The sequence below is a fragment of the Azospirillum sp. UFLA03-27 genome (assembly GCF_059803775.1).
This window is the reverse complement of record NZ_JAUQTX010000006.1, coordinates 22,837-44,768: the sequence shown is the minus strand read 5'-3', so window position 1 is coordinate 44,768 and position 21,932 is coordinate 22,837. Positions and strand designations below refer to the sequence as shown.

The following is a 21,932-nucleotide window of genomic DNA, read 5'->3' as shown; positions in this document are numbered from 1 at the left end:
TCCAGCACAGCCGTCGCAGCAGCGCTCCCAGTTGGATCATGCAGGAAACAGACGGCAGCCTCTTTTGGTGTGCCGCGTGCGAATTATCCTCTTTCCCGTTATAGTCGGGACGCCGCACGGTTCGTCGCACCCCTCGCATCCCTGGGAAGGCTCACGTTTTGTCGATGCTCTCCACCCGCGCCGCCTCCGCCGACGCGTCCGACGCCAAGGACGCCGGCACCGCCAACATCCCCAACAAGCGCGCGATCCTGTCCCGGCGCAAGCTGGCGGAGGACCTGGAGAAGCTGGTGGCGGAGCATGGGACCGGCGACAAGCTGCGCCCCGCCCTGATCGCCCGGCTGCGCGGCGCGCTGAACGACGGGCGGGCGGAGGTGCGCGCCCGCTTCGAGGCCAAGGGATCGGGTGAGGACTGCGTGCGGCAGAACTGCTACCTCGCCGACGGGGTGGTGCGTTCGCTGGCCGACCTCACGGTCACCCACATCTTCCCCTCGCCCAACCCGACCTCCGGCGAGGTGTTCGACATCGTCGCCACCGGCGGCTACGGCCGGGGCGAACTGGCGCCCTTCTCCGACATCGACCTGCTGTTCCTGCTGCCCTACAAGCGCACCCCGCGGGTGGAGCAGGTGGTGGAGTACATGCTCTACATCCTGTGGGACCTCGGGCTGAAGGTCGGCCACGCGGTGCGCAGCGTCGACGACTGCATCCGCCAGTCCAAGGCCGACGTGACCATCCGCACCGCCATTTTGGAATCCCGCTACCTCTGGGGCCCGCGCAAGCTGTTCACCGAACTGCGCCGCCGCTTCGACCGCGAGGTGGTGGCCGGCACCGGGCCGGAGTTCGTCGAGGCCAAGCTGGCCGAGCGCGACAACCGCCACCTGAAGCTGGGCGACAGCCGCTACGTGCTGGAACCCAACCTGAAGGACGGCAAGGGCGGCCTGCGCGACCTGCAGACCCTGTTCTGGATCGCCAAGTACCTCTACCGCGTGGAGGACGTCGACGATCTGGTCGGCAAGAAGGTGCTGCTGCCGGAGGAGGCGCAGCGCTTCGCCAAGGCGCAGAACTTCCTGTGGACCGCGCGCTGCCATCTGCACTACCTGACCGGTCGCATGGAGGACCGGATGACCTTCGACGTCCAGACGTCGATCGGCAACCGCATGGGCTACACCGACCACGCCGGGACCAAGGGCGTGGAGCGCTTCATGAAGCATTACTTCCTGGTCGCCAAGGACGTGGGCGACCTGACCCGCATCTTCTGCGCGGCGCTGGAGGCGGAATCGAAGCGCCCGCCCAAGTTCAACATCCTGCGGCTGGCCGCACTCGCCCGCCGCAAGGACGTGGACGGCTTCGTGGTGGACGGCGAGCGGCTGAACGTGCGCAGCGACCGCCAGTTCAAGGACGAGCCGCTGGACATGATCCGGCTGTTCCACACCGCCCAGCAGAATGACATCGACATCCACCCCAACGCGCTGCGCGCCATCACGCGCTCGCTGTCGGTGGTGGGGCCGAAGCTGCGCGCCGACCTGGAGGCCAACCGGCTGTTCCTGGAGATCCTGACCGGCCGCAAGGACCCGGAGATCACGCTGCGCCGCATGAACGAGGCCGGGGTGCTGGCCCGCTTCATCCCCGACTTCGGCCGGGTGGTCGCGCAGATGCAGTACGACATGTACCACGTCTACACGGTGGACGAGCACACGCTGTTCGCTCTCGGCATCCTGCACAAGATCGAGATGGGCGAGCTGACCGACGAGCTGCCGCTGTCGTCGGAGGTGATCCACAAGGTGGTGTCGCGACGCGCGCTCTACGTCGCCGTGCTGCTGCACGACATCGCCAAGGGCCGCGGCGGCGACCATTCCATCCTCGGCGCGCGGGTGGCGGAGAAGCTGTGCCCGCGGCTCGGCCTGACGGCGGAGGAGACGGAGACGGTGGCTTGGCTGGTGCGCTGGCACCTCGCCATGTCCTACACCGCCTTCAAGCGCGACCTGGAGGACGACAAGACGGTGCGCGATTTCGTCTCGCTCGTCCAGTCGCCGGAGCGGCTGCGCCTGCTGCTGGTTCTGACCGTGGCGGACATCCGGGCGGTCGGGCCGCAGCGCTGGAACAACTGGAAGGCCACGCTTCTGCGCGAGCTGTACAACCGCTCGGAGGAGGTGATGTCCGGCGGCCTGTCGGTCGAAGGGCGCGGGCGCCGCATCCAGGCCGCCCAGGCGGCGCTGCGGGCCGAGTTGTCCGACTTCGACGATGCCGATTTCGAACGGCATCTCGCGCTCGGCTACCCGGCCTACTGGCTGGCCTTCGACGCGGAGACGCTGGGCCGGCAGGCGCGGCTGGTCCGCGAGGCGCTGCGCGACGAACGGCCGCTGACCGTCAACACGCGCATCGACCGCGGCCGGGCGATCACCGAGGTGACGATCTTCGCCACCGACCACCACGGCCTGTTCTCCCGCCTCGCCGGGGCGCTGGCGGCGGCGGGGGCGGACATCGTCGACGCCCGCATCTTCACGATGACCAACGGCATGGCGCTGGACGTCTTCACCGTGCAGGACGCGGCGGGCGGCGGCGCCTTCGAGAGCGGCGACAAGCTCGCCAAGCTGTCGGTGATGATCGAGAAGGTGCTGTCCGGCCAGTTGAAGCCGCTGCACGACCTGACCAAGCGCAAGGCCCCGCACGCCAGCCGCACCCGCGTCTTCCACGTGCCGCCGCGCGTGCTGATCGACAACAACGCCTCCACCACCCACACGGTGATCGAGGTCAACGGGCGCGACCGCCCCGGCCTGCTCTACGACCTGACCCGCGCGCTGACCAACCTGACCCTGCAGATCTCCTCGGCGAAGATCTCGACCTACGGGGAGAAGGCCATCGACGTCTTCTATGTGAAGGACGTCTTCGGCCTGAAGGTCACCCACGAGAGCAAGCTGGCCCAGATCCGCGAACGGCTGCTGCACGCGCTCGCCGACCCGGCGGGGTGAGGACGGGGGTGACGCCCGTTCCTCAGGACAGTTGGTCCTCCACCCAGCCGTCGATCACTTCGGCGGCCAGACCGGCCAGCACGCCCGTCGCCATGCCGGCGGCATAGTCGGACGCCCAGTGCCGTTCGGTGGCGAGGCTCGACCAGCCCACCGCCGCGGCGAAGCCCAGGCTGACCATGGTCGCCGAGGACAGGCCGCGGTTCAGCCCGACCGCTGTGGTCAGCGCCGACACGTTGATGGCGTGGCCGGAGGGGAAGGAGGCGTGCTTGCCGTCGGCCTTGCCCCAGCGGCTGGGGTCGCGGCCCTCGTTCGGGCGGGCGCGGCAGACGACGCGCTTAATCCCCTTGCCGGCCACCGTCCCCAGCGCGATGGCGAGCAACCCCTGCCGGGCGAGGCGCGACCAGCCCGGCTTCTCCATGCCCAGCCCGGCGGCCCACAGCGCCCCCAGCGCCGGCATCAGCACCATGCGGGAGCTGGGCACCTGGAGCCCGTCACGCAGGGCCGGCACCTCCGCGCCCAGGGCGACGGCCTTGCGGCGGGCGGTTCCGTCCAGCCCGTTCACGCCGTCCAGAACGCGGTCCGTGAAACCCTCATCGCTCATCTCGCGGATCTCCCAAAGCACGCCCCCAATCACCGCGGAGGCCAAGCGTAAACAGCCGCGCTGGCGTTTCGTGCCCGCATGGCCCCGCAAGGCAGAAGTGCCCGGCGCGGAGGGGCGCCGCCTTGGCAATCGCCGACCATGCCGCTTCCCCTCACCCGCCGAGGAGAGGGAGGAGTCGGCGATTGCCAAACCGGCCCACCGTGGCGCCTTGGCAATCGCCGACCGCCGGTCCAGACACCGGCCAGACATCGCCAAGATCACCCCATGAAATCCCGAGTCGCGACTCGCCCGCTCCACCCCGCCTTGGCAATCGCCGACCAATGCCCGAGTCGCTTTAAGTCTGGGCCGAGTCTCCGATGATTCCCACACGGTCCCTTGGCGAACGCCGACGAGTCTTCTGGCAATCGCCGACGCACCCCCGAGTCGTCCCCAGGCAATCGCCGACCTAGCAAATAGACTCCAGCAATTAGGTCTCAATTAGCCTCGTCGGCGATCGCCAAATGGACTCTCCGGACGGTGCATGATCGACTGCAGGCAGAATGGACGGGGGGATCTATGGGCGACGTGCACCAACTCATCATGACGCATGGCCGGCGCGAGGCGCGGAACCTCGTGGACCCGAAGCGGGCCAGCGTCGTCGATGTCGCGGCGGCGGTGCTGGAGGACGAGTCCAACGCGCTGGGCATCACCTACTCCGGCTTCTGCCTGACCAGCCTGCCCCACCGGAAGCTGGCGCCGGACGCCGAATGGCGCCGCGACCAGGGCCGCGTCACCCTGCTGGTGGAACCGGGCAAGGAGCGCAAGCGCGACGGCAGCCTGATGCCGGTCGGCGTCCCCTACGGCGCCAAGGCGCGGCTGATCCTGCTCTATCTCCAGACCCGCGCCATCCAGGACAACAGCCGCGAGATCGAGCTGGGCCGCTCGATGAACGACTGGCTCGACCGCATGGGCGTCTCGGCCGGCGGGTCCACCTACAAGGCGGTGCAGGAGCAGGCAACCCGCATCAACCTGTGCCGCCTGACCTTCTTCTGGGACAAGGACGGGGCCGAGGGCTTCGCCAAGGAGAACATCGTCAACGGCGGCATCCGCCTGCGCGACGACGACGGCCAGGGCACCCTGTGGCGCGAGACGGTGCAACTGTCGGAAACCTTCTTCGCCGCGCTGAAGCGCTCCCCCGTCCCGATCTGGGAGCCGGCGATCCGCCACATCGGCGGCTGCTCGATGGCGATCGACGTCTATGTCTGGCTGGCCTACCGGCTGCATGTGCTGCGCGACCCGATTCCGGTGACCTGGAAGGCGCTCTTCACCCAGTTCGGCGGCGGCTACAAGGAGCTGAAGCACTTCAAGCCGGAGTTCCGCGTGGCGCTTGATCTGGCGCTGGCCGTCTACGAGGCGGCGCGGGTGGAGTTCTCCGACACCGGCGTCCTGCTCTACCCCTCGCCCCCGCCGATTCCGGAGCGCAAGATCCTCCCCGCCGCGCGCGGGTGAGTCGGCGGCGGGTCAGTCGGCGATTGCCAACCCACCCGGCTCCGGAATCGGAGTCGGCGATTGCCAGAGCCCCAGCGGCCGAGGCGACGCCTACCCCGCCTTGAAGGCCTGCACGTTGCCGCCTTCCCGCGTGTAGACCTGCATCGGGCGGCAGCTCTCGTCCATCTTGACGATGAGGACGCCGGCCTTGTCGCGCGGATAGAGCCACATCTCGTACTGCGACACCCGCGCGCTCGGCCCGGTGCGCGCTTCGCTGTAGATCGCGGTCCGGAACTGCCCGACCGGAATCCCCTCCCCGGCCAGAACGGAGGCGACGGGACGGTTGCAGGGTCCCTTCACCATGCCGTCCAGCGCCTCCACCGCTCCAGGCGCCGGCTCCGCGGTGCGCGGCGGCCCCAGCGAGGCGCAGGCGCCGAGGCCGAGAAAGCTGGCGCACAGGATGATCCCGGCGGTCCTGCGAGTGCGCAAACGGCGTCCGGCGTGGCGATGCATCGCGGCCTCCCTGCCCAATGACGGTGTGCAGTTACCTCTGCGCAAACACGGTGGCGGGGAAAAAGGTTCACACCGGTCCTTGGCAATCACCGACCCTCTGGAGAATCGGGCGGGCCGGGAATCAGGCGGACAGAAAAAAGGCGGGGCACCGCGGCCCCGCCTTCCTTTCCGAATCGGCCGGATGGACTCAGTCCACCTGGACCTTCTCGCCGTTCTTCCAGGCCCAGAACACATAGCCCGGCTGCTTCAGGTCGCCCTTGTCGTCGAAGGACAGCGACCCGACCACCGTGTCGAAGGACGGGCCGGCGCGCAGCGCCTTCGCCACGGCGTCGGACTTGGCGCTGTTGGCCTTCTGCACGGCCTCGGCGTAGGTCTGCACCGCGGCGTAGGCGAACAGGGTGAAGCCGTCGGTGCGGATGTTCTTGGCCTGCAGAGCCTCGACCACCGGCTTGGCGGCGGGGTTGCGCTGCGGGTCGGGCGAGAAGGTGAACAGCGTGCCTTCCGCCGTATCGCCGGCGATGTTCCAGTAGGACTGCGGCTGGATGCCGTCGGCGCCGATGATCTGCGGGCGGAACTGCTGGTCGGCGGCCTGGCGGGCGATCAGACCCAGCTCCTGGTCGTAGCCGCCGTAGTAGAGCACGTCCACCCCGTCCGACTTCAGCCGGGTGATGAGCGCGGAATAGTCCTTCTCGCCGGCGGTGATGCTGGTGAAGGCGGCCTCGGTGATGCCGGCGGCGTTCAGGCGGCGCTTCACGTCGTCGGCGAGGCCCTGGCCGTAGGCCTGCTTGTCGTGGACGATGGCGACCTTCTTGCCCTTGTAGCGGTCGGCGATCAGCTTGGCCGCCACCTCGCCCTGCTGGTCGTCGCGGCCGCAGACGCGGAAGACGTTCTTCAGGCCGCGGTCGGTGAGCTGCGGGCTGGTCGCGGTGGGGGAGATCATCACGATCCCCTCCTCGCCATAGACGTTGGAGGCGGCGATCGAGGCGCCGGAGCAGACATGGCCGATCACCGCGGCCACGTTCTGGCTCACCAGCTTGTTGGCGGCGGCCACCGCCTGCTTGGCGTCGCAGGCGTCGTCGGCGATGGTCAGGACCAGCTTCTGCCCGAGCAGCCCGCCCTTGGCGTTGATGTCGGCCACGGCGGCCTCGACGCCGGCACGGGTCTGCTCGCCATAGGCGGCGGCGGCGCCGGTCATCGGACCGGCCAGCGCGATGGTGATGTCGGCCTGGGCGGCCCCGGCCCACAGGCCGGCCCCCAAGGCGACGGCGGCGGCGGTCACAGCCAGCTTCGCACGGATCATGGGTGGATTCCTCTCTCCGGGAACAGGTTCTTTTTGTCGAACGCTTTCGGGTCGGAGACCGCGGACGCTGCCTCCGAAACAGGCAAACAAGCAAAGGGACGGGTTCGACGCAATGGGCAAACAGGCACGGGCTGCCGCACGCCCGGCGCATGACACGGCCTTTAGAATGGCAAAGGGCTGGTTCAGTCGACCAATTCGCGCGACGCCGCGCCGGACGGCGTGGCTGGCGCCGGTGGGGCCAGCGCGGCCGGGGCCAGGGCCAGCGCGATGGCCCGGCGCAGATCGTCGGCCAGGACGGGCTTGTGCAGGATGCTGAACTTGCCGGCCTCGGCCTCCGCCAGACGCTCCGGGGCGGTGTCGCCGGTCACCAGGATGCCGGGGATCGGGCGCTTCGACCGCCGCCGCACCTCGCGGATGGTTTCGGTGCCGGTGTGCCCCTCGCCCAGCCGGTAGTCGGCGACGATCACGTCGGGATCGGGGTGACGGCGCAACGCCTCAACCGCCTCGCCGAAGCTGGCGGCGGGAAACACCTCGTGCCCCCATTGCCGGATCATCGCGCACAGCCCCTCGCGGACGATGGGGTCGTCCTCGACCACCAGCACGCGGGCACCGGCCCGCATGCGGGCGGTCACGGGGAAGTCTCCCGGCAGCGTCTCGGCCGGGGCCGGAGCATCGGCGAGCGGCACCTCCACCCGGAAGACCGATCCGCGCCCCGGTTCGGAGCGCAGGCTGACCGGGTGGTTCAGCATGCCGGCCAGCCGGCGCACCACGGCGAGCCCGAGACCCAACCCCTGGTCGCGGTCGCGGCTGGCGTTCCCGACCTGCACGAACTCCTGGAAAATGTCCTCCTGCCGGTCGGTCGGGATGCCGATGCCGGTGTCCCACACCTCGATCCGCAGCACCGCGCCGCGCCGCCGGCAGCCGACCAGGATACGCCCGCGGTTGGTGTAGCGCAGCGCGTTCTCGACAAGGTTCTGCAGGATGCGGCCGAGCAGCATCGGGTCGCTGTCCACATGGGCGCCGCAGGGCATGATGTGCAGCAGCAACCCCTTGCGCACCGCCACCGGGCGGCTGTTGGCGGCGATGCGGTCCAGCAGCTCGGTCACCGGGAAGACCGCGCGCTTCGGCTCCACCGCCCCGGCCTCCAGCCGCGACACGTCCAGCAGCCCGTCGAGCAGCATCTTCAGGGCGCCCAGCGCGCGGTCCATGGTGGTCAGGATCTTGCGCATGGCGGGATCGGTGGCGCGGGCGGACAGCGCCTCCATCAGCAACATCAGCGACTGCACGGGCTGGCGCAGGTCGTGGCTGGCCGCCGCCAGGAACTTCGACTTGCCGATGTTGGCGCGGTCGGCCTCCCGCCGCGCCTCAGCCAGCGCGGCCTGGGCGGTCTTGTGCTCGGTGATGTCGCGGACGGTGGCGATCACGCTGACCAGCTTCCCCCCGGCGCCGCGCACCGGCGAGGCGCGCAGCTCCAGCCAGACCTCCGGCGCACCGGGACCCGCGGCGCCGCCGGGACGCAGGAACTCCGCGCTCATGTCCCCGGCGTCCTCGGCGCCGTCGCACAGCGGGCCCAGCCCCGCCTCGTCCCCCATCAGCCCGGCCAGCACCTCCCGCGCGGCGCGCCCGTCGGCGGCGCCGGGGCCGATCCCCATCAGCCGGGAAAAGGCGGGGTTGGTGTAGACCACCGGCACGCCAGGCCGGGTGGCGTCGGCGATCAGGATGCCGTCGCCGCTCCATTCCATCGCACGGTTGCGGATGCGCAGCGCCCGGTCGCCGTGGCGCCGCCGCTGAAGCTCCACCAGGAAGGCGGTTGTGAACAGCAGGATCACCGCGGTGGCGGCGGCGGCCCAGATGATGGAATAGAAGCGGTTCTGCCGCCACGCGCCGAACACCGTCTCCACCGACTCGCCGACCACCGTCATCAGCGGGTAGTCGGCGGAGGCGCGGAAGGCATAGATGCGCTCCACCCCGTCCACCGGGCTGACGACGCGATGGTGCCGGACCGTTCCGCTGCCGGCCTCCGGCCACAGGCCGGAGCCCCGGAAGCTGCGCCCGAACACCTGATCCTGAAGGGCCTGGCGGGCCAGCAGGGGCCCGTCTGCGCGGGCGATGGCGACCGAGCTGTCGCGCGGCAGGTCCAACCGGCCATAGAAGCGGGAGAAGATCTCCGCCGGGACGTCCACCACGGCGACGCCGCGGAACGTCCCGTCCGCCCCTTCCAGCCGGCGCGACACCGGGATGAACACATCCGACGTGCCCGGGCTGACGAAGGGCAGGCCGATGACGAAGCCCTTCTGATTTCCCTTCCGGTGGGCGTTCGACTTGTGCCGGGCGAACTCCTCCCACTCCAGCACCGGATTGCGGGTGGTGGTCCGCCCCAAGCCCATGGACAGCCAGCTGTTCGCGTCGTAAATCCGGATGGAGGCGGCCAAGCCTTCCTCGAACGACCGCCGGGTGGGAATCAGGAGCGGAATGTCCTTTTCGACATGGGAGGCGACGTCGATCAGAAGATCGTCCAGCCGGCGGAAGGTGGCGATGGCCTGTTCCTCGACCAGCTGCGCCATCGCCGCCGTGTGCTGGCGGGTCGTCTGGTCGAGGAAGCGTTCCTCACGGTCGATGCGGGTCAGCAGCGTCCACCAAAGCGCCGCGATGGCGACGGCGACCGCAACGGCGGGAAAAACGAGACGAGCCTCCATCCCCCGCGGAAAAGCGATCCATCGTCGCACTGCCGACCTCAAACACTGCCTAATGGTCATTATGCGCCAGCCGACTTCCCCCTTCAATGGACAAACCGGCGACCAATGATACAGGAAATAGAGATCAATCAAACTTTTGCGGGTTCTTTGGTACCGCCGCCGCAAGGATCGGCGCCGAACGGGATGGTCGGCGGATGAGTTTCGCCCGCGCCATCGCAACCGTCGGCAGCCTGACGCTGCTGAGCCGGCTGGCCGGCTTCGCCCGCGACATTCTGACCGCGGCGGTGCTCGGCGCCGGGCCGGTGGCCGACGCCTTCTTCGTGGCGCTGAAGCTGCCCAACTTCTTCCGCCGCCTGTTCGCGGAGGGGGCCTTCAGCGTCGCCTTCGTCCCGCTGTTCGCGGCGGAGCTTCAGCGCAACGGGCGCGCCGCCGCGGTGGCCTTCGCCGAGCAGGCGCTGGCGATCCTGCTGACGGTGCTGCTGCCCTTCACCGCCCTGGCCATCCTGGGGATGCCCGCGCTGATGCATGTCCTGGCGCCGGGCTTCGTCGACGAGCCGGCGAAGTTCGCGCTGGCCGTTGACATGGCGCGGCTGACCTTCCCCTATCTGACGCTGATTTCGCTGGTGGCGCTGCTGGGCGGCGTGCTGAACGCGCTGGACCGCTTCGGCCCCTTCGCCGCCGCCCCCATCGCCTTCAACCTGACGCTGATCGCCGCCTTGCTGACCGCGCCGCGGCTGGGGCTGGAGCCGGGGCGGGCGATGGCCGCGGCGGTGACGCTGTCCGGCGTGGTGCAGCTGGTCTGGATGGGCTGGGCCTGCCGGGCGGCGGGGGTGACGCTGCGCCTGAGCCGGCCGCGGATGACCGAGGGGATGCGCCGCCTGTTCCGGCTGGTCGGGCCGGGGGCCATCGGCGCCGGGGTCATGCAGATCAACCTGTTCCTGAATGTCGTTCTGGCCTCGCTGCTGCCGTCGGGCGCGGTGTCCTTCCTCTATTACGCCGACCGGCTGAACCAAATGCCGCTGGGCGTCATCGGCATCGCCATCGGCACCGCCCTGCTGCCCGTGCTCGCCCGCCACGCCGCGGCGGGGGACGAGCGGATGGTCCGCCATTACCTCAGCCGTGCTTTGGAGTTCAGCCTGCTGCTCGGCCTGCCGGCGGCGGTGGCCCTGGGTGTCGCCGGGGCGCCCATCGTGTCGGTGCTGTTCGAGCGCGGCGCCTTCGGCCCGGCGGAGGCGCAGGCGACGGCCTGGGCGCTGGCCGCCTACGCCATCGGCATTCCCGCCCATGTCATCGTCAAGGCGCTGAACGCCGCCTTCTTCGCCCGCCAGGACACGGCGACCCCGGTGCGCGTCGCCGTGGTGGTGACCGTCGCCAACCTGGCGCTGGGCATCGCGCTGATGCCGGTGTTGGGGCATGTGGGGATCGCGCTGGCGACGGGGCTGACCGCCTGGTTGAACCTCGCCCTGCTGGGCCACGCGCTGCGCCGCCGTGGCTTCCTGCAGCTCGACGGGCGCTTCCTCGGCCGCGCGCCGCGCATCGCCGCGGCGGCGCTGGGCATGGGGGCGGCGCTGCTGGCCGGCGCGGCGCTGCTGGCGCCGGGGCTGGAGGCCGCGTCCACGCTGGTCCGCTTCGGCGCGCTGGCCCTGCTGGTCGGCGGCGGCGTGGCGGTGTTCGCGGCTCTGGCGCAGCTGACCGGCGCCACCGATCTGGCCGACCTGAAGGGCTTCCTGCGCAAGGGGACTCCGGAATTGGAGCCGCCCGTGTCTTGACCCCGCCCGGTTCCGGGGCGATAACAGCCGCCTTCCAGAAGTTTCGAGCGAGAGTCCTCCCGTGAACCGCATCTTCTCCGGCATGCAGCCGACCCGGCAGCTTCACCTCGGCAACTATCTGGGGGCGCTGCGCAACTGGGTCGAGCTGCAGAACAGCTACGAGTGCATCTTCTGCGTCGTCGACCTGCACGCGCTGACCATCGATCAGGACGCGGAGGTCCTGCGCAACAACATCCGCGAGGTCACCGCGGCCTACATCGCCGCCGGCATCGACCCGGAGAAGAACATCCTTTTCAACCAGTCCTTCGTCCCGGCCCATTCGGAGCTGGCCTGGATCCTCTCCTGCCACACGCCGCTCGGCTGGCTGAACCGCATGACGCAGTTCAAGGAGAAGGCCGGCAAGCAGAAGGACATGGCGAACCTCGGCCTCTACTCCTACCCGGTGCTGATGGCCGCGGACATCCTGCTCTACAAGGCCACCCACGTCCCGGTGGGCGAGGACCAGAAGCAGCATCTGGAGCTGGCCCGCGACATCGCCGGCGCCTTCAACCGCCGCTACGACACCGAGTTCTTCCCGCTGCCCGAGCCGCAGATCCTCGGCGAGGCGACGCGCGTGATGTCCTTGCGCGACGGCACCAAGAAGATGAGCAAGTCGGACGAGTCCGAATATTCGCGCATCAACATGACCGACGACGCCGACACCATCGCGACCAAGATCCGCAAGGCCAAGACCGATCCGGAGCCGCTGCCGGACAATGTGGCCGACCTGGAGAAGCGTCCGGAGGCCGACAACCTCGTGACCATCTACGCCGCCCTGTCCAGCCAGACGCGCGAGCAGACGGTGCAGCAGTTCGCGGGCGCCCAGTTCTCCGGCTTCAAGGCGGCGCTGGTCGACCTGTCGGTCGCCAAGCTGGCCCCCATGACCACCCGCATGAAGGAGCTGCTGGACGACAAGGCGGAAATCGACCGCCTGCTGCGCCGCGGCGGCGAGCGCGCGGCGGCCATCGCCGAGACGAACCTGAACGGCGTGAAGGACATCATCGGCCTTCTGCGTCCTTGAGCTAAAATGATTGGGTTCAGCCTTCTTAGCCCTCTCCCCTCTGGGGAGAGGGTGGCCCGAAGGGCCGGTGAGGGGGTTGCGCTTTTGCCGGACATATCGACACGCTCAACCCCCTCACCCTAACCCTCTCCCCAGAGGGGAGAGGGGACTTGGAATGCCATAGCCGCAGTTCTTGACCACTCCGACCGAAAGGCGTCCGCCGTGACGGCTCCCATCCTGCTCACCGGGTTCCAGCCCTTCGGGGATCACGCCGTCAACCCGACGGCGCTCCTCATGGAGCGGCTGGCCGGCGAGCCGGGGATCGTCACCGCGGTCCTTCCCGTCGAATACGACGCCTGCGGCGCGGCCTTCGCCACCCTGCTGGAGGAACACCGGCCCGCCGCCGCCCTGTGCTTCGGGCTGGCCGCCGGGTCCGAATACATCAAGATCGAGCGGTTGGCCTGGAACCGCGACGAAAGCGAGCAGGCCGACAACGCCGGCGTGGTGCGCACCGACAACGTCATCGAGCCTGACGGGCCGACCGCCTACGGCTCCACCCTGCCCGTCCCCACGCTGATCCGCGAGCTGGCCATCGCCGGCCTGCCGGTGACCTTCAGCGACCACGCCGGCGGCTTCGTCTGCAACCACCTGTTCTACCGCGCCCGCCACGTGATCGAGACGGTGGACCTCGACATTCCTATGGGCTTCATCCACCTGCCGCCGCTGCCCGAGCAGGTCGCCGACCAGCCCGGCCGCTCCGGCCTGACGCTGGACCAGCAGGAACGGGCGCTGCGCGTGCTGGTCGGGCTGCTGCGCCAGGGGCTGGGAATCGCCGCCTGACCCGGCGGCGCCGCTGCGATCAGGGGGCCGCGATCAAGGGCGCTGCGCCAGCCGCTCCATCTCCTTGGCCCAGCCCGCGTAGTTCTTGTGGAACTCCGCCAGCGCCGGATCGGTCCGGGTGCGCTCGGCCATCGCCTGCATCAGCGGCGCCTGGGCCGCCGCCAGCTCCCGCGCGTCGGGCCGCCGCGTCGCGGTCAGGAAGGAGGACAGGCTGGTGACCAGTTTCCCCCCCGCCGGGGCCGTTGCCATCTTCGCCAGTTCGTTGACGATCCAGGGCATGTATTTCAGCATATAGTCGGCGTAGACGCGCATGACCGGCGCCTGCTCCAGCAGCTCGGCGCGCTCGCGGTCGAAGTCCGCACGGTCGAGGATGGCGTGGTTGCGGTAGACGACCGGCGCCTCCGCCGAGACGTCGCACTCCCAACCCTTGCGCGGAACCAGCAGGTCGGCTTGGTCCTTTTCCTCGCGGTAGGGGTAGAAGGGCATGGTCCGGCAGCGCGACGGCTTGTCGGCGTGGATGCCGCAGAGATTGTCCGGCTGGAGCGCCGGGCAGGGTAAATGGTTCGGCAGGTAGGCGGTGGGTTGGATCAGCACAGCCACCGTCTTGCGGTTGGGCAGGCGCACGGTGGTGCCCAACCGGGTGGCGAGGTCGTAGGATTTGGCGTTCGACCGCACCACCGTCCAGACCAGCGCCAGCGGAAAGCGGACGGCGTGGACCACCGCGTCCGTGAGCGTCAGCGGCAGCAGCCCGTGGCAGCATTTTCCGCAGGCGGTGCAGGCGAAGCGCGGTTCCATGATCCGGGTTCGCCCTCAGCGGCCGCAGCAGGCCTTGAACTTCTTCCCCGACCCGCAGGGGCAGGGCTCGTTGCGGCCGACCTTGACGACGCGGCGCGGCTCGCCCTTCGGGTTCACCTCGCCGGCGCTGTAGAGCCACTGGCCGTCCAGGCGGCGGAAGGACGCGCGCTCGTGATGGCGCATGTCCTGGCCGTCGCGGCGGAAATGGATGAGAAATTCGACGGTGCCCTCGTCGCCTTCCTCCGTCGCGCCCAGCACATCGAGCCGCTGCCAGTCGCACTCGTCGGCCACCCGCTCCGCCTCGGCGCGGTTGAAGTCCTCGCGGATCTCCGGCGCGTGGGTGCGCTCCACATGGTCGAGGTCGTGGCGCACGAAGGCGGTGTAGCGCGACCGCATCAGCGCCTCCGCGGTCGCGGCGGGCGCGCCGGCCAGGATCGGGCCGCAGCAGGTCTCGAAGGAAAGGCCCGAACAGCAGGGGCAGGCGGAGGAGGTCATGGCGCGCGGGTCCGTCGGTGGGTCCGGGGCTGGTGTGGCAGGATGGACCACCCCGGTCAAGCGCTGCGGACCGAACACAACGGATGGGCAGGTGGACTCAGGCCGAACGGGCGCGGCGCGGTTCGGACGGGGTGTGGACCGCCGGCTTCACGATGGCGCGCAGCTCCTCAAGGAAGGCGCGGCCGGTGTCGGTGAGCGTGACGATCTTGCGGCGGCGTTCGCGCGGGTCTTCCTGGGCCTGGACGAGGTCGAGTCCGGCCTTCCCGAAGCTGTGCCAGCGGCTGAGCGCCGCGACGTTGCGCGACGCGGAGGATTGGGCGATGCCCAGGCGTTCCGCAAGCTCGCCGATGGAAATCCCTTCGTTCTGCGCGATCGTCATGAAGGACAGCGCGTACTGGATCGGCAGGTCGGGATCGAGCTTGCGAAACGCCTCGAGCACATGGACGACGGTAGTCACCTCGTCAGGGCGAACGTGGGCCGGCATCAGCGACCCTCCCCGAGCGAGGACCCCATCGGGCCGGTGTGTAGATGATGTTCAGGCGTCCAAGCCATATCACGAATTCCCCGTTATCCCGCCGGGCGTCGAAAAAACGATCCGGAGAGGCCCAATGGGCGTGCTCAACGAAGACCGAACGACCGCAAAACCCCAAAAAGACACACATGGCTTCCTCTCGTTATCCGGAATTCGCGTTCCAATGCGCTGGGTTGAAGAAGGGAGCCGTTAGCTCGCTGGGTGGTATGGGCGGACCAATCGCCCTGTCGGCGATTCGGGGTGGTGGGTACGATGGCTTTCATCGTCGTCTCCGTGGGTTGAAGAAAGGCAGGGGTTGAAGGAAGGCGCGGCCCCGAAGGGAACCGCAGGATCGGGTATCGCCTGTCAGCGATACGCTTGCAACGTCAAAAATGACCGGGCATCCGAAAGGTTCCGCTCCCGGATGTGTTGGGCCGGAATATAGCCCGCTTCGGTTCCGTCCAGCCCGATATCGCGCCGCAAGTGGGCACTCAGCGTCTCCACGCCGGCATCGTCGCCGTCGCGGTCCAGCCACTGCCGCAGCAGGGCGTTCCACAAGGTTTGCATGACTCCTCTCCTTGGTGCAGAGGAGCAATTAATCCGCTATCGGATGATTTCCGTCAAGCCCGATTTCCGCGTGCCGGACCAAGCGGTTGGATGACAGGGGACGCTTCCCCGAAATCTCAGGTGGCCGGGTGGCCGCCGACGCGGGCGTCCCAGCCCAGCATCGCGACCTCGGCCACGGCCTCCAGCTCGGCGCGCTCCGCGCCGTCGCGGGCGAGGATCGACATGCCGGCCTGCACCGTCTGCACGAAACGGGCGAGCGCGTGGAGATCGACCGAGGCCGGAATCTCGCCCTCGGCCACGGCCCGCGCCATACGCTCCGTCAGGATATCGACCGCCGAGGCGCGCGCCGATCGCACCACCTCGCCCAGTTCGGCGTGCCCCTCGCTGCCGACCGCCGACAGCGTCACCATGCAGCCGCGCGGGATGTCGCCGCGGCAGCCGGTGAGCGCTGCGGCCGAGTCCATCAGCAGGCCCCTGACCGCCTCGCGGGCGGTGCCGGCGGTGAAGAAGCGCCCCCAGACCAGCCCCTCGTAGCTTTTGCGGTAATGGTTCACCGCCTCGACGTAGAGCGCCTCCTTGGAGCCGAAGGCGGCGTAGAGGCTGGGCGAGCCGATCCCCATGGCCTCCGTCAGGTCGGCGATGGAGGTCGCCTCGTAGCCCTTGGTCCAGAATAGGCGGGTCGCCTGGGTCAGGGCGGCCTCGCGGTCGAAGGCGCGCGGCCGGCCGCGCCCGCGGGCGGGTGGCGTGCCGTCCGTCTGGACGGTCCTGTCGTCGGTGGGCGGGGTCGGGCGTGATTTCTGCATCGATCACTATTTAATCCCGCCGACGCGTGGGGGCAATGACCTCGGACAGGGGCGTTCTATTGCGGCGTTCTATTTTTGTGTCGATCAATACAAAAAACATTGACCGCGGCACCGAACGGCTCTAGCTATTTTTGTATCGAACGACACAGAAAGTCCGGAACATGGTTGAGCCGAGTGGTGAGTTGGTTGGCAAGCGCGCCCTGGTGACGGGCGGTTCCCGGGGCATCGGCGCCGCCATCGCGCTGGCGCTCGCCGACAAGGGGGCGGATGTGGCGATCTCCTACGAGCGGTCGGCCGAGCGCGCCGCCGAGGTCGTCCGGGCGATCGAGGCGAAGGGCCGGCGCGCGGTCGCCATCCAGGCCGACAGCGCCGATCCGGCGGCCATGGCGGCCCTGGTCGGCCGGACGGTGGAAGCGCTCGGCGGCCTCGACATCCTGGTCAACAACGCCGGCATCGCCCGCCAGGGAATGGTCGCGGAGATGAGCCTCGCCGACATCGACGCGCTTCTGAACGTCAACGTGCGCGCGGCGGTGCTGGTGGCGCAGGCGGCCATCCCGCATCTCAAGGAGGGGGGGCGCATCGTCTTCATCGGGTCGTGCCTCGCCGACCGCATCACCGCCCCGGGCGTCACCGTCTATTCGATGACCAAGTCGGCGCAGATCGCCCTGACGCACGGCCTCGCCCGCGAGCTTGGCCCACGCGACATCACGGTCAATCTGGTCCAGCCGGGGGCGACCGACACCGACATGAATCCCGCCGACGGCGCCCATGCCGAAATCCTGCGCTCGCAGACGCCGCTCGGCCGTTACGGCCAGCCGGAGGATGTGGCGGCGGCGGTGGCCTTCCTGGCCAGCCCGGCGGCCCGCCAGATTTCCGGGGCCACCCTGACGGTGGACGGCGGCCTGAACGCCTGAGGCCTGAACGCCCGATGCTGGAACCGGTTCGGGGAAGCCTTTGTTCGAAAAGGCTCTCCCGGACGGCTTCGGCCAAGGATTAACGATCCGTTAACGCCGAATATGGGGCGACCCGAGGAGCGCCCACACCAGCGACGGAGACGCGACAGATGCGCCACGCACCGATGAAAACGGCCGTTTCCCCCACAACCCGGCCGCCGCGGCGGAGCGTTGCCCAATGAGCCGCTCCGCGACGCTCGACGGGTTGCGGGGGTATTTCCTCGTCTTCATGATGGTGAACCATGTGGTGCTGGCCGGCGGCGTGCTGCTCGCCAAGGTCAACCACGCCGAACTCGGCTATGTGCAGGACGCCCAGGGCTTCGTTCTGCTGTCGGGCATCGTCGCCGGGATGTACTACACCCGCGTCTGGACCCAGCGTTCACCCGAGGCGGCCCGGCGGCGCCTGTTCGCCCGCGCCCGCGAGCTGTACGTCTCGACCATGCTGGTGATCGCGCTGGTCACCGCCATGGTGGTGCTGGTCCCCGGCGCGCGGGAGCCGCTGGGCGGCTTCCTCGGGCATCTGGCCTGGCTGGAGCCCGGCACCCTGCTGGCGAGCGCGCTCCTTCTGCATTCCCCGACCTTCACTGATCTGCTGATCCAGTACATCCTCTACCTCGCGGCGACGCCGCTGCTGCTCCGCCTGATCCTCGACGGCCACGCCCGCAAGGTCGCGCTGGGCAGCGCCGCGCTGTGGGCCGCCGTGCAGATGGGCCTGCATGTGCCGGTGCTGACCGCTCTCGACGCTGGCCTGGGGCGGCTCAGCGACGGGCTGGCGGTGCGCGGGCCGTTCAACCCGCTCGCCTGGCAGGTGCTCTACGTCGCCGGGCTGCTGATCGGCAGCGCCGTGCAGCGGGGCCGCTTCGACACCGACCGCTGGTTCCCGGTCGAGCGGCCGCCCTGGCTGGTTCCGGCGCTGGTCACCGTGGTGGTCTGCGCGGCCTGGCACCTGTCCTTCGTCCATGAGCTGGTCAGCCCGATTGTCGGCGAGCGTTTCCTGCGCTACGTCGACCGCACCGAGTTCAGCCTCGTCTACCTCGCGAATTTCGCGGCGCTGGCCTATGCCGTGTCCTGGCTGCTCATCGCCGGGCCGCGGTCGTCCCACCCGGTCGCCGCCGGCACCGCCCGGCTGCTCACCGCGCTGTTCAACCTGCCCTTCCTCCGGCTGCTGGGACGGCACTCGCTGCAGGTCTACCTGTTCCACGTCCTGGTCGCCTACGCGATCCTGCTGATCGACCTGTTCGGCGGCCCCTTCAACCAGCTCACCAAGGCGGTCCTGCTGCTCGCCAGCGTCGCCAGCCTCGCCATCCCCGCCCTGTGGCGGGAGCGGAGCCGCGCCAAACCGGCGGAGCGGGGCGCCGTCCGGATGGGCCCGTCCCGGGGCTGAACGCGCCGGGGCCTGGACGGACGGAATTCCTCTTGTCCTGGACAAGCCCGCCCCGCTGGGTCAAAGAGATAGCATCAAAAGTGGTGGGACCGGTGGATGGGCCATCGCCCGGCCGATCCCCGCCCGCCCTTTCGCTGCTGAGGACGATCGACCCGCGTGACGAGACGCGCCCATCATCGGTGGTTGGGGACTCTCTCCGCCGCCCTGCTGGCGGTGGCGCTGGCGCCCGCGCTTGCTCCGGCGCCGGCCAAGGCCGACCCCCGCTTCGTGCCCGGCCCCTGCTGGTTCTCCGTGCCGGAGGGTGAGGCCGCGCTGTGCGGGACCGTCGGCGTGCCCGACCGGCGCGACCGTCCGGCGACGCGGGCCTTCCGTCTGCCGGTCGTCGTCCTGCTGTCCACCGCCAAGCAGCCGTCCCCCGACCCGGTCCTGTTTCTGGAGGGCGGCCCCGGCGCCTCCCCCTTCGGCAGCGGCGAGGCGGTGGAAGAGCGGATGGAGGTGTGGTGGTCGCTGACCGCCGGCTTCCGCCGGTCGCGCCACGTCGTGCTGTTCGACCCGCGCGGCGCCGGACGAGCGGAGCCGGACACCGACTGCCCGGAGCTGGACGTGCTGGGCGCCTCGCCCCGCCTGCGCCCGGTGTCGCGGGACCGCCGCGCCGCGCTGGAGCGCACCGCCATCGCCGCTTGCCGCGACCGCTTCACCGCCGCCGGACTGGACGGCGCCATGTTCACCACCCCCATCGCCGCCGACGACGCCATGGACGTCGCCGCGGCGCTGGGCGCGCAGCGGGTCAACCTGTTCGCCGTGTCCTACGGCACGCGGGTGGGGCTGGAGATCCTGCGGCGCCACGGCGGGCGGGTGCGCACGGCGGTGCTCGATTCCATCTACCCGCCGGACGTCAACGCGACGGAGGAGGCGCCCTGGCTGGCGCACCGGGCGTTCAAGCGGCTGTTCGACGATTGCGCGGCCAACCGCGTGTGCCGCGCCGCCTATCCGGACTTGGAGCGCCATCTGCTGGAGCTGGTGGAACGGCTGGGCAAGGCCCCGGTGGACGTGCCGGTGGGCGATCCGGAGATTCCGCGCTGGGCGCGGCTGGACAGCGGCGCCGCCCTATCGGCCCTGCTGGAGGCGATGGCCGAGGGCGAGAGCGTGCCCCGCCTGCCCGCCCTGATCGAACGGGCGTGGCGGGGGCGGTACGACCGCCTGTCCGACTGGGTGCCCGCCCCCTGGCTGGGCGACCCCGACTCGGCGGAGGGCATGGCCTTCTCCATCGAATGCCGGGAGACGGTGAACCCCGCCGACCCGCTGCGGCTGGCCGACGCCGCCCGCCGCTTCGCCCCCTACGGCGCCGTCACCGCCGACGATCCCGGCCGACGCGTCTGCGCCCAATGGCCCGCCGCCGCGCAGGAGGCGTCGGAACGGCTGCCGGTGGCCAGCCCGGTGCCGGTGCTCCTGCTGTCCGGCGCTTACGACCCGCTGACCCCACCGGAATGGGCGGAGCGCGCCGCGGCGACCCTGCCGAAAAGCCGGCATCTGGTCTTCCGCAGCGCCGGGCATCTGGTCACGGCGTCGGACGACTGCGCCGTGTCCGTCGCCGCACAGTTCGTGGATTCGGAAACCCTGCCTGCCAACGCCTGCCCGGCGGCGGCCAAGCCACCGGGGTTCCAGCCCCCCTGAGCCCTATTTCAATGAGCCCTACTTCAGCGCGTCCAGCATGAAGGCCGGAAGGGCGAAGCTAGCGACGTGGATGTCGGGCGTGTAGTAGCGGGTGGTCAGCCCCGCCGCCGCGAAGCGCGGGCGGATCGCCTCCGCCGTCTGGCGGCGCAGCGCCGCGTCGTCGGTGGCCCAGCCGAAGGCCATGAAGCCACCATAATAGCTGGGCACCGGCGCCACGAAGAAGCCGGCGTCGCCGAACAGCCGGCCGAGCCGCCGGTGACTGTCCTTCAGCTCGCCCGGCTGGAGGAACGGCACGCCGTTCTGGGTGACCAGCACACCGCCGGGGGTCAGCCGGGCCTTGCAGTCGGCGTAGAAGTCCTCGGTGAAGAGGACGGCGCCCGGCCCGTGGGGGTCGGTGGAATCGACGATGACGACGTCGAACCGCTCCGTGGTCTCCTTGACGAAGGCGCAACCGTCGGCGATCACCAGATCGGCGCGCGGGTCGTCGAAGGCCCCGGCGCTGATCGACGGCAGATGGGCGATGGACAGATCGACCACGGAACGGTCGATCTCCACCATCGTCACCCGCTCCACCGCCTTGTGCTCCAGGCAGCGGCGCAGCATGCCGCCGTCGCCGCCGCCGACGATCAACACGCGGCGGACGCGCCCATGCGCCAGGATCGGCACATGGGTCAGCATCTCGTGATAGACGAACTCGTCGCCTTCGGTGGTCTGGACGACGCCGTCGAGCGCCATCACGCGGCCCAGCACCGGGTTCTCGAAGATCACCAGGTCCTGGAGGCCGGTGCGGTCGCGGTGCAGGACGCGGCCCATGCGCAGGCGCTGGGCCACATCCGTATGCAACGTCTCGTCGTACCAGCCGGAGCCGGAGTCGCTCATGACCCGGTTTCGCCGCGCAGCAACTCGTCGCACTTCACGCCCGTGGGCTTGAAGGCGCGCTCCAGCACCGGGATGGCCTTCATGGGCTGGGCGTCGCCGCACATGAAGATGTCCAGCGCGGCGTAGCCGCGTTCCGGCCAGGTGTGGATGCTGATGTGCGACTCGGCGAGCACCGCCACGCCGGAAATGCCGCCGTTCGGCGTGAAATGATGCAGGTGGATGTGCAGGAGCGTCGCCCCCGCCACCTCCACGGACTCGATCAGCGTGGAACGGACATGGTCCAGCTCGTCCAGACGTTCGGCACCCCACAGATCGACGATCAGGTGGGTGCCGGCGCAGACCTTGCCATCGCGGACGATGAAATGGTCCTTGCGGTCGTCTTGAGATTCCCTCCAGGGACCAGAAGTCACGTTGGTCCGGTTGGAGATTTGACCTTCCGTTTGGGCTTTCCTTGGATCGCTTCCCAAGTCCATCCCCAATTGGAAGAGAGAAGCGGTCTTCGCCATCGTTCTCCCCCATCAGCAGATGTTCCGCGCAGATGGCGCGGAGGAGGGCGGCATATGGGACAAATTCGCATGCGAATCAACACAATTCTGTCCCCGCATCCCCTTTGTGCTTGGCGGCGGGCCTCTGGCGCGGCGCGCGGCGGCGGCGCATAATCGCCCGTCCGCCGCCTTCCG

At 69.6% G+C, this 21,932-nt stretch carries 19 protein-coding genes; 8 read left to right on the top strand and 11 right to left on the bottom strand.

The features are described from left to right. Positions 1-164: 164 nt before the first annotated feature. Positions 165-2,966, top strand: a complete 2,802-nt coding sequence (locus tag Q4I23_RS01990; protein WP_454020540.1) for a [protein-PII] uridylyltransferase — start codon at positions 165-167, stop codon at positions 2,964-2,966. A gap of 22 nt (positions 2,967-2,988) precedes the next feature. Here Q4I23_RS01990 and Q4I23_RS01985 read toward each other — a convergent pair whose 3' ends face one another. Then, on the bottom strand, positions 2,989-3,567 hold the full coding sequence (locus tag Q4I23_RS01985) for a phosphatase PAP2 family protein (protein WP_454020320.1): 579 nt from the start codon (positions 3,565-3,567) through the stop codon (positions 2,989-2,991). Between the two features lie 555 nt (positions 3,568-4,122). Here Q4I23_RS01985 and Q4I23_RS01980 point away from each other — a divergent pair. Next, complete coding sequence (locus Q4I23_RS01980; protein WP_014238998.1) at positions 4,123-5,055, top strand: replication protein RepA; 933 nt, start codon at positions 4,123-4,125, stop codon at positions 5,053-5,055. 90 nt (positions 5,056-5,145) lie between these two features. Here Q4I23_RS01980 and Q4I23_RS01975 read toward each other — a convergent pair whose 3' ends face one another. From Q4I23_RS01975 to Q4I23_RS01965, 3 genes are all read right to left on the bottom strand, one after another. Beyond that, positions 5,146-5,523, bottom strand: a complete 378-nt coding sequence (locus Q4I23_RS01975) for a hypothetical protein (RefSeq protein ID WP_498525129.1) — start codon at positions 5,521-5,523, stop codon at positions 5,146-5,148. Positions 5,524-5,734: 211 nt separating this feature from the next. After that, complete coding sequence (locus Q4I23_RS01970; protein ID WP_035670548.1) at positions 5,735-6,847, bottom strand: ABC transporter substrate-binding protein; 1,113 nt, start codon at positions 6,845-6,847, stop codon at positions 5,735-5,737. A gap of 182 nt (positions 6,848-7,029) precedes the next feature. Continuing rightward, on the bottom strand, positions 7,030-9,543 hold the full coding sequence (locus Q4I23_RS01965) for an ATP-binding protein (protein WP_498525128.1): 2,514 nt from the start codon (positions 9,541-9,543) through the stop codon (positions 7,030-7,032). A 194-nt stretch (positions 9,544-9,737) separates the two neighbouring features. On the opposite strand from Q4I23_RS01965, the gene murJ reads away from it, so the two are divergent. The 3 genes from murJ (at position 9,738) to Q4I23_RS01950 (ending at position 13,191) form a co-directional block, all read left to right on the top strand. Then, positions 9,738-11,312 carry a murein biosynthesis integral membrane protein MurJ gene (murJ, locus tag Q4I23_RS01960; protein WP_498525127.1) on the top strand — a complete coding sequence of 525 codons (1,575 nt, stop codon included), beginning with the start codon at positions 9,738-9,740 and terminating at the stop codon, positions 11,310-11,312. A 61-nt stretch (positions 11,313-11,373) separates the two neighbouring features. Next, positions 11,374-12,372, top strand: a complete 999-nt coding sequence (gene trpS, locus Q4I23_RS01955) for a tryptophan--tRNA ligase (protein WP_149165450.1) — start codon at positions 11,374-11,376, stop codon at positions 12,370-12,372. A 201-nt stretch (positions 12,373-12,573) separates the two neighbouring features. Next, a complete protein-coding gene (locus tag Q4I23_RS01950; RefSeq protein WP_498525126.1) occupies positions 12,574-13,191 on the top strand; it encodes a pyroglutamyl-peptidase I in 618 nt (205 codons plus the stop codon). Positions 13,192-13,224: 33 nt separating this feature from the next. On the opposite strand, the gene Q4I23_RS01945 is transcribed toward Q4I23_RS01950, so the two are convergent. The 5 genes from Q4I23_RS01945 to Q4I23_RS01925 all read right to left on the bottom strand — a co-directional run bounded on the left by Q4I23_RS01945 (position 13,225) and on the right by Q4I23_RS01925 (position 16,362). Then, positions 13,225-13,986 carry a YkgJ family cysteine cluster protein gene (locus Q4I23_RS01945; protein WP_498525125.1) on the bottom strand — a complete coding sequence of 254 codons (762 nt, stop codon included), beginning with the start codon at positions 13,984-13,986 and terminating at the stop codon, positions 13,225-13,227. Positions 13,987-14,001: 15 nt separating this feature from the next. Then, positions 14,002-14,481, bottom strand: a complete 480-nt coding sequence (locus Q4I23_RS01940; protein ID WP_498525124.1) for a YchJ family protein — start codon at positions 14,479-14,481, stop codon at positions 14,002-14,004. 97 nt (positions 14,482-14,578) lie between these two features. Continuing rightward, positions 14,579-14,965, bottom strand: a complete 387-nt coding sequence (locus Q4I23_RS01935) for a MarR family winged helix-turn-helix transcriptional regulator (protein ID WP_014238989.1) — start codon at positions 14,963-14,965, stop codon at positions 14,579-14,581. A 393-nt stretch (positions 14,966-15,358) separates the two neighbouring features. After that, on the bottom strand, positions 15,359-15,559 hold the full coding sequence (locus Q4I23_RS01930; RefSeq protein WP_014238988.1) for a hypothetical protein: 201 nt from the start codon (positions 15,557-15,559) through the stop codon (positions 15,359-15,361). Between the two features lie 116 nt (positions 15,560-15,675). Next, positions 15,676-16,362, bottom strand: coding sequence for a TetR/AcrR family transcriptional regulator (locus Q4I23_RS01925; RefSeq protein ID WP_498525123.1), 687 nt, complete (start codon positions 16,360-16,362; stop codon positions 15,676-15,678). A 161-nt stretch (positions 16,363-16,523) separates the two neighbouring features. Between Q4I23_RS01925 and Q4I23_RS01920 the strand changes: the two genes are divergently transcribed. The 3 genes from Q4I23_RS01920 to Q4I23_RS01910 all read left to right on the top strand — a co-directional run bounded on the left by Q4I23_RS01920 (position 16,524) and on the right by Q4I23_RS01910 (position 20,373). Then, complete coding sequence (locus tag Q4I23_RS01920) at positions 16,524-17,276, top strand: SDR family NAD(P)-dependent oxidoreductase (RefSeq protein ID WP_498525122.1); 753 nt, start codon at positions 16,524-16,526, stop codon at positions 17,274-17,276. A 217-nt stretch (positions 17,277-17,493) separates the two neighbouring features. After that, positions 17,494-18,699 (top strand): OpgC family protein, encoded by a 1,206-nt coding sequence (locus Q4I23_RS01915; protein WP_454020311.1) that lies wholly within the window; start codon positions 17,494-17,496, stop codon positions 18,697-18,699. A gap of 156 nt (positions 18,700-18,855) precedes the next feature. Further along, a complete protein-coding gene (locus Q4I23_RS01910) occupies positions 18,856-20,373 on the top strand; it encodes an alpha/beta hydrolase (RefSeq protein WP_498525121.1) in 1,518 nt (505 codons plus the stop codon). A gap of 18 nt (positions 20,374-20,391) precedes the next feature. On the opposite strand, the gene speE is transcribed toward Q4I23_RS01910, so the two are convergent. Further along, the gene (speE, locus tag Q4I23_RS01905) at positions 20,392-21,252 is read right to left on the bottom strand and encodes a polyamine aminopropyltransferase (RefSeq protein ID WP_145701615.1); all 861 of its coding nucleotides are present in this window, start codon (positions 21,250-21,252) and stop codon (positions 20,392-20,394) included. Next, complete coding sequence (speD, locus tag Q4I23_RS01900; protein ID WP_236778146.1) at positions 21,249-21,662, bottom strand: adenosylmethionine decarboxylase; 414 nt, start codon at positions 21,660-21,662, stop codon at positions 21,249-21,251. The genes speE and speD overlap by 4 nt, the downstream gene beginning before the upstream one ends. Positions 21,663-21,932: the final 270 nt, after the last annotated feature.

Excerpts from the sequence above, each read along its gene's own strand:
- Q4I23_RS01985 (WP_454020320.1), bottom strand. The coding sequence starts at position 3,567 with ATGAGCGATGAGGGTTTCACGGACCGCGTTCTGGACGGCGTGAACGGG.
- murJ (WP_498525127.1), top strand. The coding sequence starts at position 9,738 with ATGAGTTTCGCCCGCGCCATCGCAACCGTCGGCAGCCTGACGCTGCTG.
- speE (WP_145701615.1), bottom strand. The coding sequence starts at position 21,252 with ATGAGCGACTCCGGCTCCGGCTGGTACGACGAGACGTTGCATACGGAT.
- Q4I23_RS01965 (WP_498525128.1), bottom strand. The coding sequence starts at position 9,543 with ATGGAGGCTCGTCTCGTTTTTCCCGCCGTTGCGGTCGCCGTCGCCATC.
- Q4I23_RS01930 (WP_014238988.1), bottom strand. The coding sequence starts at position 15,559 with ATGCAAACCTTGTGGAACGCCCTGCTGCGGCAGTGGCTGGACCGCGAC.
- Q4I23_RS01935 (WP_014238989.1), bottom strand. The coding sequence starts at position 14,965 with ATGCCGGCCCACGTTCGCCCTGACGAGGTGACTACCGTCGTCCATGTG.
- Q4I23_RS01915 (WP_454020311.1), top strand. The coding sequence starts at position 17,494 with ATGAGCCGCTCCGCGACGCTCGACGGGTTGCGGGGGTATTTCCTCGTC.
- Q4I23_RS01970 (WP_035670548.1), bottom strand. The coding sequence starts at position 6,847 with ATGATCCGTGCGAAGCTGGCTGTGACCGCCGCCGCCGTCGCCTTGGGG.
- Q4I23_RS01925 (WP_498525123.1), bottom strand. The coding sequence starts at position 16,362 with ATGCAGAAATCACGCCCGACCCCGCCCACCGACGACAGGACCGTCCAG.
- Q4I23_RS01945 (WP_498525125.1), bottom strand. The coding sequence starts at position 13,986 with ATGGAACCGCGCTTCGCCTGCACCGCCTGCGGAAAATGCTGCCACGGG.
- Q4I23_RS01920 (WP_498525122.1), top strand. The coding sequence starts at position 16,524 with ATGGTTGAGCCGAGTGGTGAGTTGGTTGGCAAGCGCGCCCTGGTGACG.
- Q4I23_RS01990 (WP_454020540.1), top strand. The coding sequence starts at position 165 with ATGCTCTCCACCCGCGCCGCCTCCGCCGACGCGTCCGACGCCAAGGAC.
- Q4I23_RS01980 (WP_014238998.1), top strand. The coding sequence starts at position 4,123 with ATGGGCGACGTGCACCAACTCATCATGACGCATGGCCGGCGCGAGGCG.
- Q4I23_RS01940 (WP_498525124.1), bottom strand. The coding sequence starts at position 14,481 with ATGACCTCCTCCGCCTGCCCCTGCTGTTCGGGCCTTTCCTTCGAGACC.